This is a genomic window from Almyronema sp., from assembly GCF_052168255.1.
GTDB lineage: Bacteria > Cyanobacteriota > Cyanobacteriia > Phormidesmidales > Phormidesmidaceae > Sphaerothrix > Sphaerothrix epifaneia.
Genome location: NZ_JBQLZL010000064.1, coordinates 138,798 through 150,466, shown reverse-complemented (window position 1 = coordinate 150,466; position 11,669 = coordinate 138,798). Strand labels below are relative to the sequence as shown.

Sequence of the window (11,669 nt, the reverse complement as noted above, 5' to 3'; positions counted from 1 at the left end):
GATTTTCGATTTTGAATTGAACAGTCTTTGCTCTGCAGACGTTTCGGCATTCTCATCTGTACCTTTACTTTGAAGAATCGGTATGAACCATTTCACCGCTGGTCATATCCCGGTGCTAAAGACAAAAGGCTAGGGGCAGTGGGCAGAAGCAAAGCTTTTCTGTCAGCGGCTTTTAGGCATTGAAGGGTTTCAGTGCGGGTGGCGACAGCGATAAGTCTTGCAAAATGGCTGCTGCTACCCGCTCAGCGGTTTCGCAGGCTCCTTCCATATAGCCTTGGTACTGGCTAGAGCAATGTTCACCCGCAAAGAAGAGGTTATCGGTGCGCTGACCTTCGGCTCCGTAAAACTGCGTCCATTGCCCAACGCGGTAACAGGTGTAAGCCCCTTGCGTATAAGGATTGGTCAACCAGTCACTTCGTAGTACGGCTTGCGGTTGGTGAACCGCTTGAATTCCTGGAAAAACCTGCTCTAGCTGCTGAATTAGCTGACGGGCTTGAGCTTCGGGGGTTTCGCTCAGGTGACGCAAACTTTGCTGCCCGCCAGTGTAATTGGTCAGCAAGCCCATTTGAGGGCTGTGTAAGCTAGCGGTAGTTTCCCAAATGTGTTGAAAAGGCAGGTCGCTATAGAGCAAAGCTGACTGGGGTTGCCAGTGGCGATGTTTGCAGGCAGTGATGAGTTTAAGGCTGTGGTTGTAACCTAGCTGCGCGATCGCCTGTCTTTGCCGTTCTGGTAGCTCAACTCTGAGTGGAATCTGGCGCAGCACGCTAAAAGGAATTGTCAGCACAACGCGATCGCAGCGCTTTTCAAAAGCCCGTTGACCCGATCGCAGATAGGCACAGTAACCTCCCTCTGGCAAAGCCGAGAGCGCTTCTAAAGCAGTTACCGTTTGAATGCTGGCAGCTAGCGGCGCGGCTAAACGGTGAATTAACTGCTCGTTACCCCCTTGCAGATAGAACCGTTCGTCACTGTGGCCAAACAGGGCAAAGGTATTAGGTTGGGTGCCGCTAAACCCAATAAAGTTGAGGCTAGACTGTTCTTCTGCTTCGCAGCCGTACTTAATGGTATAGGCAACCCGAATCACATCTCGCAACGGTGCCGCAACGCCCAGGCGATCAAGGTATTCCATAATAGAGAGGCGATCGAGGGCGCGGGCTTTTTCTGTCACCTGAGCCTGCTGTAAAAAAGGCTGAATTTGTAGCAGGTCAGCCGCCGCCTGCCGCGCAACTGGGGCAAAATCGGCTGCTAGCGCTGCCACCTCCAGCCGTTGCCCTTGAAAAAAGTAAGTCGCCTCGTCATAGTTAGGCACTTGCTGGTGCAAATCTACCAGCGGCAACCCCAATTCTTGAATCAGACGCAGACAGTGAGCATGGTCGGAATCGAAGACTTCACCCCCTAGCTCAGCCGGAAGCCCAGTACCGAGGGCATTAAAGCAGGTATGAATGCGGCCACCAACGCGATCGCTTGCTTCAATAATTTCGCAATCAATCCCGGCTTGCCACAACCGATAAGCCACGACCAACCCCGCCAACCCCGCCCCAACAATCAACGTTTTGCCAGTAGTTGATGGTTGAGGCGATCGCCTTTTTAACTGAAAAGGATCTAACTGAGCCGCTTGACGAGAACACATGGTATTGCTAAAGGCAAAGGTGAAGGGCAAAAGGCAGAACGAAAAGGCTTTCTATTAGAGGTTTACGGCCATTGCTGGGGTTTATCTGGGTGGCTACTGCGATAAAAAACCTAAAAACTGGACTTTGCCAGGGTATGGGGTCAGATCTCAATCGCTTGCAGGGCGATCGCCCCCGGCAAAGACTAGATCTGAGGTGGATCGTTTGGCTCAGGAGCAGGGGTTAAGCACTCAGCCGCCACCAAACTCATTCCATAAAGCGTCAAACTTTCACCCACTAGTTCGGCAAACTCTTCGATTGCCACCCGTACGGCCTCCAGTTCCGCCGTTAGCCCTCCATAGCGAACAGGCAAAGCCGCAAAAGCAGGCGCTAGCAGATATATTTTCAGCAACTCGGTGCCAAAGCCACCCAACACAAAAACGACAAATCCAGCGATCGCAAATTTAACCGCGCGGCGATACTGGTGCCAGAGCCGATGCAGTTGCCGATGAAACACTACCGGAATAGCCGTACCAGCGCCAATATAGACAAACCGCCAAGCTTGATGCCCCAGCGTTAAGTGAAACTTAAACGTTTCATCCAAAGCCGCATAGAGAAATAACACCGTCAGCGCTAGCAGGAGCGATCGCGAAGGCGATCGCTTATTCGGTTGCGCTAACCCCATCACCACAGCAGGCACCAAGCCCAGCAAAAAGAGGTGAGCACTTTGCAGCAACGACGGCACCGTTCGCAGGCCGTCAAAATCAAAAGCTGCCCAAGGTTGCCCGGTTTGAAACACACCGACTAGGTAAATCACCGCCAGCAAAAACTCCAGCGCCAGCATTCCTGCCAGTACCCGATCGGCGGTCTTACGAATAGCGTTCATAAAATAATCTAAACGAAACGAATATACGGCCTTGCCGCTTTCGTTTGACTACCCACTTTGCTCAAGCGTTTCCGCCAGGTGAGTCGCGACTTTATCTAAATCACGGCAATACATTCAATTTCAACTAAGACATCTTTAGGCAGGCGGGCAACTTCTACGCAGGCGCGGGCAGGCGCGGTTTCTGCGTCAAAATACTGAGCATAGACACCGTTCACCTTGCCAAAGTCATTCATATCTTTGAGGAAAATTGTAGTCTTAACCACCTGATCCAGCCGAGCGCCAGCCGCTTTGAGAATAGCAGTCATATTGGCGATCGCCTGATGCGTTTGTACCTCTACTTCTGCGGCACCGACGATTTCGCCTGATTTGGGATCGAGTGGAATTTGACCCGCCACAAACACAAATTGCCCAGAAGCCGCGATCGCTTGGTTGTAAGGCCCCACAGGAGCAGGCGCTTGGTCGGTTTGAATAACTTGGCGATTCATAGCGATATTAAAGTGTGAGCTTTGAGTTTTAAGGGGTTTCGTTTTGGCTCAGCCGATGATAGACCGTGGCTAAAGCCGTTGCCTCTCCCACATTACCTGGAAACAAGACCACTGGCAGCTCAGGCCACTGGGGATGATCAGCGGGTGTGCGCACAATAGAAACCCCCGGCAAAATTTGGCCAAGCAGCCGCGCCGTTCTGAGCGCTAACCCCTGGCTGAGGGTGTCGTTGGAAGTGATGCCCCCCTTGCTGATTAAAAAGCTAATGTCAGCCGGACAGCCGCGCAAAATATCCATCAACAGCGCCGAAACCTGGCCGCCAAAGGCTAGCCGAGTCTGAGTATCGGCAAAGGTCAACTCTTGGCGACTGGTATAGATCACAGCCGTTTTGCCCTGCTCATAGGCCGCTGCAACCGCTGCGATCGCCTGCTGCAACAACTGCGGATAAGCAGACTCTGAATCGGCTTGCAGACGAGCGACTTCAACTTCTATGCCCACTACACCGGGTTCGGCCAATAGCGGCGCTAGCTGCTGAGTTGTCTTTTTCACATGGGAACCTACCAGCACAATCCCTGGTTGGTGACTGCGACGATAGGTGGCCATGTCAGCGGCTGGCACAGGCTGAGGCGGGAGATTAGCTAAGGCCGTTAAAATGCTGGCCGCGCTGCGAAACAAAAACTTTTTGCCCTGAGCCGCTGTAGCCAGTAAATCTGCCGCAAAGCGATCGAGATCGGCTTGCGTTTCGCCATCTACCGCCACACAGACGTTGCCCGTTAGCTGCAGCAGGCGATCGCGGCTTCCTTGCCGAATATCGCTGAGCAAAAAGCGTTCAACCTGATCAGCCGAAATTCGTCCCTGGGTTTTTTCGGCCACATAGTCAGGCAAATAGCTGTGATGATAGCCAAAAACCGAATCTTGGGCGAACTCTGTTTGTTCAACAGGTGTCTCAACGCCGTCTATTAGTAAATAGTGGATGCTGTCACGGGTAAGGCGTCCCCCTTCAAAAAAAGCGGGCACCAAAAAGTGAGCGTCGAAGGGGCCAAGTTCGGCTGCGATCGCATCGGTTTCTACCGGGTAATGCCCCCGCAACGTAGAGTCAGAGCGACTAACCACCAAATAGTCTTGAAGGCCAACTTGGGCGATCGCTGTTTTGAGATTTCGGCAAACTTCGCGCGTGACGGCGTCAGCCTCGGCGGTTGGCAAAGCGCGGGTATTGGTAAGAATAAAAAAGATCGGTGAGCTATCTTGCAAGCCAACGCATAGGGTGTCTACATCCCAACGCAACAGCAGCAAGCAGCTATGCACTGTTTGTGACCCCGTCGGATCATCATCTAAAACAATGATTTTGGGCTTAGCTAGCATCGCAGTTTTTGCACTCTGCTAAGCACCTTATCACGCAGGGTTATCAGGTAGGCGATCGCCGTTGAATCAATCCCCCGCACGCAACTGTTCGCCAGAGTCTTTCGCCTTGAGTTGGGTTTAGGCTATTGCCCGATGGCTAAAAATTGCGATCGCCGCATCCAGAGAACCGAACCTCGACTGCCAGGTCTGTTTGTTAGGCTAAGTTTACGAGGTTTTGTGCGCTGAGGCGGTTTAGCCTTAAGCTAGCCCGTATCCCTCGGTTGCTATGTGACACCTCAAAGGGTTCTAGCGTTTCTTTTAATAGCGAATCGTTCGGTGAGGAGGACAGCCGATGGCTGCGACTGACTTCAAAGATTATTATGCTGTTCTGGGCGTGAGCAAGTCGGCCAGCGCCGATGAAATTAAACGGGCGTATCGTAAGCTAGCGCGTAAGTATCACCCCGATGTCAACCCCGGTGACAAAGCCGCAGAGGCAAAATTTAAAGAAGTCAGCGAAGCCTACGAGGTCTTGTCAGACACCGACAAGCGGCGTAAGTATGACCAATTCGGCCAGTATTGGAAGCAAGCGAGTCAAGCCGGATATCAAGGCACGCCGGGTGACTTTGGGGGCTTTGACTTTGGCGCTTACGGCAGCTTTGAAGAATTTATCAGCGAACTGTTGGGACGCATGGGAACAGGCGGGCCAACGGGCGGTTCGCGGCAAACCTATAACTACCGCACTTCGCCGGGGTCGGCAGGCTTCGGCTCAGGGTTTTCGGGGTTTGATGGCTTCTCCACGGGCGCAGGTAGCAGCACCTCATTAGACCAAGAAGCCAACATTTCGCTTAGCTTGAGCGAAGCCTTTCAAGGCACTCAAAAGCGGTTACGCATTGGCAGCGAAGTCGTTGATGTTCGCATTCCACCGGGTGCCAAACCGGGTACCAAGATTCGGCTACGAAACAAAGGCAGCTACGACCCACGCACCCAACGACGCGGCGATGTGTACTTAACGGTTGAGCTATTGCCTCACAGCTTTTTCCAATTTGAAGGCGACAAGCTAACCTGTGAAGTTCCCATCGCGCCTGACGAAGCTGTTTTGGGCGCTAAAATCGAAGTGCCAACTCCCGATGGGCCAGTAACGGTTAATGTCCCTGCGGGCATTCGCTCAGGCCAGTCGTTGCGGCTACGGGGCAAAGGTTGGCCCGATCGCAAAGGCGGACGTGGCGATCAGCTGGTAAAAGTTCTGGTTGTGCCCCCCAAAGACCTGACAACGGCGGAAAAAGAATTGTACGAAAAAATTCGCGATCAGCGCACTTTCAACCCTCGCCAAAACTTGCAGCAAGTCAGCCTCTAAGCAAACGGCTATTTAAGGGTCAGTCGCCAGTTCACCCAAATAAACCCTATAAAGTGCCAGGTGAACCGTATTTTCCTGGTGATTGAATTGAAAGCTCAGGTAAACCGCTTCAAAACTGTTAATTGAGGCAATTCGTAAGCCGCTAGCTGGCTGCTAATATTAAAAACGCAGCCGTAGACGCGGTTCAGCATACACACGCAAAAAAGCTAGCGTTGCAGCTTTTACGAAAGTAAAATTTGCCCGCTTTTAGAGTAGGTTGCTGCTGACGCCACTGGCGGCAGCAACGCCAAGTGTTTAGCCCCAGCTTGGCGGTTAGTCACCGAAGGGCGTCACCAGAAAAAACTGCTGCCGCACTTAAAAGTTTTTAGAACAGCAAAAAGCAATTAAACAAAAGAAAAGCTGCATACGCTTACCGCTAAAGCCAGCGATCGGTTGCAGCTTTTGGTTCTAGAAAGTAAAAAGGTAGCTAAACGCTAAAGGCTCACTTAGTAAGCGCCTTCGCCCGTCTTTTCGTAGTGCTTAGCGATCGCCCAAACGGCGTGAATGCTACCGGGCAACCAAGCCAACAGCGTCAGCAAGATGTTAATAAGTAGGGTGGTGCTCACACCATAGGTCAAAAAGACACCGACGGGTGGAATTAAAATACCGAGAATAAATCGTAAAATTTTCATTTCTTTCTTATTACCCAAAATATTGCTTTTGACTCTAATATATGTCAATACCTTTCTTACCCTTATCTATCACCAGGAAGATAATTCTCGGTGTTGGATAAATTTTACGTTTTAGACCCTTGTGATTCTTTGGTTAGCCCTTTAGAACCTGAATCAGACGCTCTGCTGGGCTGAGCAATAGTCGGCTAAAAGAAAGGCCATAAAGCACTTTTGCGGTCATTGCTCAAGGTAGGCTCAGAAAAATCTCGCCTTTGTAAAACCGGCTCTCTGAGGAATCTACCCTTTGAGAGAGGTAAGCTGCGTTGTGATTTGCCAAGCTTAATTAAGGTTCCGCTGGGTTTTTAGCTTGGGCTACTTGAGCGATCGGCAAGCCAGTTTTAATCGGTCAGTTGAGCTAAAGCTAACTACGCTAAGCGGCTTAAAACTTAAGTTAATAATTAAACACTGTTTGAGGTAAACAAATCTATGCTGAAACTTTTATTAACCGGACTGGTGACGGCTCTGAGTCTGCTAGTTGTTGATTTGGTTGTTCCGGGTGTCAACATTGCCACATTTCCGGCAGCGTTGATTGCTGCGGCTTCTATTGGCGTTGTTAACTCCTTGATTAAGCCAATTCTTTCGGTGCTTTCTCTACCGCTGAACCTAGTAACGTTTGGTTTATTTTCACTGGTGGTCAACGGTATTTGCTTCTGGTTGTCGTCAGTCCTCGTTCCTGGGTTTGGCGTCAGTGGCCCCTTAGCAATTATTGCTGGCCCTATCATCCTATCTTTGGTCAGCACTTTTCTGGGTAACTATCTGGGTGAGCGCTATCCCGTCATTCAGGGTAAGGCCACCGAAGCTGACAGCTAGTTCGACAAAAGCTGACATGAGTTTTGCCTTTTTCAACTTATAAAGCGTAGATGAGTGGTTATTTTGTAGCCACTCGTCTTTGTTTCTTAGACAACTTTTTAACCGGAAGAGGCTTGCCGTTGACGAGGTAGAGAGGCCATCTTTTGAAACTAAAAGATTGGATAGCTTTAGTTGCGCTGGTTTTATCCCTTTATATTCTTTGGCGAATTCGGCAAGTTTTGCTGCTGACTTTTTTCGCCGTTATTATTGCAACTGTTCTTAACCAGCTTGTTTATCGCTTAGAGCGGGTGACTTACCGTAGAAGTATTGCTGTTTTAATTGCGGTAGCCAGTTGTTTAATTGTGTTATCTATTTTAATTGGCGGCATTGGGCCACCGTTTGTGGATCAGCTACAAAGTTTGATTCAGCTTTTCCCCAGTATTATTGAAAGAATTCAAACTTGGTTCAATTCTCTAGAATCTATTATTCCCGGCGTTTTAACTAGAAACCTACAAGACTTTAATAGCTTTCTTCAGCAGCTACAGTCGTTTGACTTGCGGATGCTATTTGGCAGGGTGTATACTTTTTTCTCCAACACGCTGTCTATTATTCTGAATCTGCTATTGATTACGGTGGTTTCGATCATGCTCTTAGCAGATCCAACACCTTATCAGAAGGTTTTTGTTCGCCTGTTTCCCAGTTCTTTTAGACCTAAAGTTTACGATATTCTCGCAGAATGCGAGACGGCGATCGTTGGCTGGTTTTTGGGGATTGTTTTTAACATGAGTATTATCGCTACTCTTAGCGGTATTGGGCTACTCATTTTAGGCGTTAAGCTGGCGTTAGCTAATGCGTTACTGGCAGGTTTGCTAGCTTTTATTCCTAATGTGGGGCCAGTTTTAAGCGTTATTCCACCCACAGCGATCGCCCTTTTAGATGCCCCTTGGAAAGCGATCGCCGTTATTATTTTGTACATTTTGGTACAGCAGGTTGAAAGCAACGTTTTGACTCCATTGGTGATGGAAAAACAAGTTTCTTTGCTACCTGCTTTGACCTTGTTATCTCAAATTGCTTTTACCATATTTTTTGGTTTTTTAGGGCTAATTTTAGCCTTGCCCCTGGCGATTGTTAGCAAGATTTGGATAGAAGAAGTTTGGGTTAAACGCTTTTTAGACCAACACTAGGTAGAAATATTGGCAAAATAGCATTGGGTAGTAAAATCTGTATACTGTAGAGATAAAATGCCAAAATGACTTGGCTTTAGCGCAAAGCTACACGTAGCTGTGAACCTTTAGCAAACCAGAGTAAAGTTATTGCAAGAGTCTTAGGATTTTGTTAAGATTGGCTCCAACATTAAAGCAGTGTTCTGGCTTCTTCAACTTCTTTATAAACTTCCCATCCCTGGCAAGTTTAGAGAACTTAGCTAACATTTCAGGGGCCAATTGATGTTCAATGCGGTATCCATTGATCTGGTGACTCCTACTCAATTCTCTACAAGCGGTTTATTTTATCTCAAGCCCTGGAGTAGGTATGACTCTCATTTCCGTGTCGTCTGGTAACGTGTCTTCTACTTCTGAGGATGTTGAAGGCAATCAGGGGCCTTTAGTTTTGGCTGTTGACGACCACTTAGACAGTCTACAGCTCATCACCTGTGCTGCCGAACTCTATGGCTGTCGCTGCATTTCGACCGATAATCCTAGTGCCGTTTTTTCGATCGCGGCAGCAGCTAAACCTAAACTGATTCTGCTAGATATTCTTTTGCCCCAAATGAGCGGCATCGAAATTCTGCAGAAGCTGAAGCAAAATGCCAAAACCCGCTCGATTCCGGTGGTTGCGGTGACCGCTTTAGCTAGTGAACGCGATCGCAAGCAAATCATGGCCGCTGGGTTTACCAGCTATTTGAGCAAGCCTTATATGCTAGAAGATCTCAACAGCATTTTAGCCCTGTATTTGTAGCGCTTTGGCTAAAAATGTCTTCAAGCTCAACCAAAGTTAGCGAGAGCAAATCAACTTTGCCCCATCGCAAATCTTAAACAGATATTGGCTGGAGGACTCTTTCCAGCCAGTCTAATCTTTGGTCGATTTCAGGCTTTTATATTTGGGAATAACGTAGGGATTGTTAACCGCAGGCGCATCCTGAAACACTACGATTATCCCCGTGCGGCGCGTGGCGAAAGTCGTACTGCTGAGAAAATCGATTACAGCCACTCCAGCCATTTCTTCCAGTAAGCGGCTAATTCGATTTTGTAAGGAACGATTTAGGGTAGCCCGCATTCGCTGCGCTGTTTTGTTTTGCTCAGCGCCAATCAATAACTGCTCTAAATGCGTAAGCGATTCTTCTAGAACAATCGCCAGTTTCGCTTCAAAAAACTGGCAAGTGATTTGACTGGGCTGCTGCCCTAGTTTACTGATGTAGAGCGACTCAATTGCGCGAGACAACGATTGCTCTAGCTGCTGAGCAGTTTGGGGAGCTTCCTTGATCTCTGCCATTTTCCTTCACTACTATAGCTATTGCGTGATGGTTACTCACAAAAAATTACATTATGAAAAGCATTTGCATACTAATTCATGTTAATTAGTCTAGCAGAATTATGATTTTTGACTAGTTTTTTCCCCCGGAACATAAGCATCTATCTAAAGATAGAAATTTAGCAGAAATAGCTCTTTAAAAAGCCACTTGCAATTGAGTAACTTTAGCGGATATTGTTCGAGTTTCCATCACGGGTAGTCAATCTACGGAATTCCCCAAATCTGCCTTGGAGGGTATTGGGAAAGCCAATGATTGTGATTTTAGGCACTCACCGCTCCCCCCTACGACTTTGAAGCAGGGGGATTGGCTTGGAAGTCTCCCCTTGTAAGGAAGATTTAGGGGAATCTAAACCGTTTTGCTAGAGTTACCTCCTTTGAGCGATGTGCTAGTCTGGCTGATTTTTTTAAATTAGTAATAGAAAGCTAACGTTATAGATAGGGAATTAAGTTTATTATGGCTACCGATAATACTGAGCAAAAAGAAAATCAAATTAAGCAGCCTCTCACCCCGGAAGAGGTTTCGCCTGAGCAAAAGCAAGCTCACAAAGAAGCGCTTAGAAACGAAAATCTGACAGTTAACCCTGGCGATCGCGTTCAGGAACACAAATCTCTAGAAGAAAAATCAAAGCAAGTGGCCGTAGATGTCGCTGATATCACAGGGGATCCAGTGGTTGTTCCCACTTACTTTGTAGTTGATAAAGAAGATGGCGAAAGAGAAGCGCTCCATCACGTAACCGATGCAGAAGAAATATCTGATGTTATCCGTCAGGCTCGCACCGACGAAGATGGCAACCGGACGTGGCGGTAGACCGACACAGCCAGAATAATTTAGGGTAAATGACAGTAGCGTAGTTTTTTAACTACGCTACTGATCTGTTAAGCGCTTTTAAAGAAGCAGCTTAAGCTCCTTCTTCAATCGCATCTGGAATTTCTGGTGTTTCGCCCGTGCGAATGTAAGTAGCTTGCTCTCGCAAGGATTGGGCGAGGTCGCTGTCTCCTTGGGCTTCGTACAGATCTGCCGCCGTTTCGTAATCGCTGGCGATCGCAGTTCGCATCTCTTCATCTAGCATGTCAGGGCTGGTCAACGCATCCCCTAGCTCTTGATAGGCAATACCGAAATAAGCGTCAGCGCGGCCTACGTAAGCTTCAGGGCGATCGGGTTCGATCTCAATCGCTTGAGTATAGTCAGCGATCGCTGCTTCAAACTCACCCTGCTGAACGGCTGCCAAAGCTTCCGTAAAGGAAATTTCAAAGTCAGAAGCGGCTCCCACCGTGAGGCTATAGCTTCCCCCTTGCCCTGAATAGGAACGCGCCACTACTCGATAGGTGCCGCTACTAGGCAGGGTAATGACAATGGTTGAGTTGAGGGTGCCGCCGTAATCGTCGTTGACGGCAATTTCTTCACCGTTTGGAGCTAGCAACGACAAAACCGGATCAAAATCGCTGCTCGAAAGCCGAATCGTTACGGCCTGCCCAGCTTCACCTGCAAACGTGTACTCATCTTCTACAGGAGCAAGCTGCCCTTGCTGCTGCAAAATCTCTTGGGCTTGAACGGGCAAGCTAGCGATCGCCACACCACTGGCAACGATTAACCCCAGCGCCACAGACATTGAACTCGAAAGTAACTTCATCGAAAAGAATCCTATTATTGCAGCGCAACTGCGCCTATCGTATACAAACCTGTATGGCATTAAGGTAACGCATCCCTCAACCCCATACTTTCATACTTCAACAGTGACGTCGATATTCCTAAAAATCAGGACTTTTGACAAATTATTAAGTTTTGCAACCAGGCGATCGCCCACGAAATGAGTCCAGTCTAGGCTCGTCTCACCGTGTTGACGCCTCTTTAGGTGACGTTTGTCCTAGTGACTCCTGTTCCGGGCAAAGCAGGTTTGCATTGAAAATTAGAATCTTCAAACTGCTAAGGGCTAACTCCTCAAACGGAACCAAGAACGCCAAGCATTTAATTC

Annotated in this window: 12 protein-coding genes; 5 read left to right on the top strand and 7 right to left on the bottom strand. The window is 48.5% G+C overall.

Translation table 11 applies throughout. From position 1 onward, the window contains the following. Positions 1 to 172: 172 nt before the first annotated feature. The 4 genes from ACTS3T_RS14475 to ACTS3T_RS14460 form a co-directional block, all read right to left on the bottom strand. On the bottom strand, positions 173 to 1,627 hold the full coding sequence (locus ACTS3T_RS14475) for a flavin monoamine oxidase family protein (protein WP_377965714.1): 1,455 nt from the start codon (positions 1,625 to 1,627) through the stop codon (positions 173 to 175). Positions 1,628 to 1,809: 182 nt separating this feature from the next. Then, complete coding sequence (locus ACTS3T_RS14470; protein WP_377965716.1) at positions 1,810 to 2,490, bottom strand: hypothetical protein; 681 nt, start codon at positions 2,488 to 2,490, stop codon at positions 1,810 to 1,812. Between the two features lie 95 nt (positions 2,491 to 2,585). Continuing rightward, positions 2,586 to 2,975, bottom strand: a complete 390-nt coding sequence (locus ACTS3T_RS14465) for a RidA family protein (RefSeq protein WP_377965718.1) — start codon at positions 2,973 to 2,975, stop codon at positions 2,586 to 2,588. 28 nt (positions 2,976 to 3,003) lie between these two features. Then, positions 3,004 to 4,335 (bottom strand): four-carbon acid sugar kinase family protein, encoded by a 1,332-nt coding sequence (locus ACTS3T_RS14460; protein WP_377965720.1) that lies wholly within the window; start codon positions 4,333 to 4,335, stop codon positions 3,004 to 3,006. Positions 4,336 to 4,666: 331 nt separating this feature from the next. On the opposite strand from ACTS3T_RS14460, the gene ACTS3T_RS14455 reads away from it, so the two are divergent. Continuing rightward, entirely contained in the window at positions 4,667 to 5,668 is a 1,002-nt protein-coding gene (locus ACTS3T_RS14455; RefSeq protein ID WP_377965722.1) for a DnaJ C-terminal domain-containing protein, read from the top strand. Positions 5,669 to 6,153: 485 nt separating this feature from the next. Here the strand turns inward: ACTS3T_RS14455 and ACTS3T_RS14450 are convergent, their stop codons facing one another. Beyond that, on the bottom strand, positions 6,154 to 6,339 hold the full coding sequence (locus ACTS3T_RS14450) for a YqaE/Pmp3 family membrane protein (RefSeq protein WP_377965724.1): 186 nt from the start codon (positions 6,337 to 6,339) through the stop codon (positions 6,154 to 6,156). A 465-nt stretch (positions 6,340 to 6,804) separates the two neighbouring features. Here ACTS3T_RS14450 and ACTS3T_RS14445 point away from each other — a divergent pair, with 465 nt between their 5' ends. The 3 genes from ACTS3T_RS14445 (at position 6,805) to ACTS3T_RS14435 (ending at position 9,123) form a co-directional block, all read left to right on the top strand. Next, positions 6,805 to 7,188 carry a phage holin family protein gene (locus tag ACTS3T_RS14445; protein WP_377965726.1) on the top strand — a complete coding sequence of 128 codons (384 nt, stop codon included), beginning with the start codon at positions 6,805 to 6,807 and terminating at the stop codon, positions 7,186 to 7,188. Between the two features lie 143 nt (positions 7,189 to 7,331). Beyond that, on the top strand, positions 7,332 to 8,351 hold the full coding sequence (locus ACTS3T_RS14440) for an AI-2E family transporter (RefSeq protein WP_377965728.1): 1,020 nt from the start codon (positions 7,332 to 7,334) through the stop codon (positions 8,349 to 8,351). Positions 8,352 to 8,697: 346 nt separating this feature from the next. Beyond that, entirely contained in the window at positions 8,698 to 9,123 is a 426-nt protein-coding gene (locus ACTS3T_RS14435; protein WP_377965730.1) for a response regulator, read from the top strand. Positions 9,124 to 9,234: 111 nt separating this feature from the next. Here ACTS3T_RS14435 and ACTS3T_RS14430 read toward each other — a convergent pair whose 3' ends face one another. Further along, entirely contained in the window at positions 9,235 to 9,657 is a 423-nt protein-coding gene (locus tag ACTS3T_RS14430) for a Na-translocating system protein MpsC family protein (RefSeq protein WP_377965732.1), read from the bottom strand. Between the two features lie 493 nt (positions 9,658 to 10,150). Between ACTS3T_RS14430 and ACTS3T_RS14425 the strand changes: the two genes are divergently transcribed. Beyond that, entirely contained in the window at positions 10,151 to 10,504 is a 354-nt protein-coding gene (locus ACTS3T_RS14425; RefSeq protein ID WP_377965734.1) for a hypothetical protein, read from the top strand. A 91-nt stretch (positions 10,505 to 10,595) separates the two neighbouring features. Here the strand turns inward: ACTS3T_RS14425 and ACTS3T_RS14420 are convergent, their stop codons facing one another. After that, complete coding sequence (locus ACTS3T_RS14420) at positions 10,596 to 11,327, bottom strand: tetratricopeptide repeat protein (RefSeq protein WP_377965736.1); 732 nt, start codon at positions 11,325 to 11,327, stop codon at positions 10,596 to 10,598. Positions 11,328 to 11,669: the final 342 nt, after the last annotated feature.

Excerpts from the sequence above, each read along its gene's own strand:
- ACTS3T_RS14475 (WP_377965714.1), bottom strand. The coding sequence starts at position 1,627 with ATGTGTTCTCGTCAAGCGGCTCAGTTAGATCCTTTTCAGTTAAAAAGG.
- ACTS3T_RS14470 (WP_377965716.1), bottom strand. The coding sequence starts at position 2,490 with ATGAACGCTATTCGTAAGACCGCCGATCGGGTACTGGCAGGAATGCTG.
- ACTS3T_RS14465 (WP_377965718.1), bottom strand. The coding sequence starts at position 2,975 with ATGAATCGCCAAGTTATTCAAACCGACCAAGCGCCTGCTCCTGTGGGG.
- ACTS3T_RS14460 (WP_377965720.1), bottom strand. The coding sequence starts at position 4,335 with ATGCTAGCTAAGCCCAAAATCATTGTTTTAGATGATGATCCGACGGGG.
- ACTS3T_RS14455 (WP_377965722.1), top strand. The coding sequence starts at position 4,667 with ATGGCTGCGACTGACTTCAAAGATTATTATGCTGTTCTGGGCGTGAGC.
- ACTS3T_RS14450 (WP_377965724.1), bottom strand. The coding sequence starts at position 6,339 with ATGAAAATTTTACGATTTATTCTCGGTATTTTAATTCCACCCGTCGGT.
- ACTS3T_RS14445 (WP_377965726.1), top strand. The coding sequence starts at position 6,805 with ATGCTGAAACTTTTATTAACCGGACTGGTGACGGCTCTGAGTCTGCTA.
- ACTS3T_RS14435 (WP_377965730.1), top strand. The coding sequence starts at position 8,698 with ATGACTCTCATTTCCGTGTCGTCTGGTAACGTGTCTTCTACTTCTGAG.
- ACTS3T_RS14430 (WP_377965732.1), bottom strand. The coding sequence starts at position 9,657 with ATGGCAGAGATCAAGGAAGCTCCCCAAACTGCTCAGCAGCTAGAGCAA.
- ACTS3T_RS14425 (WP_377965734.1), top strand. The coding sequence starts at position 10,151 with ATGGCTACCGATAATACTGAGCAAAAAGAAAATCAAATTAAGCAGCCT.
- ACTS3T_RS14420 (WP_377965736.1), bottom strand. The coding sequence starts at position 11,327 with ATGAAGTTACTTTCGAGTTCAATGTCTGTGGCGCTGGGGTTAATCGTT.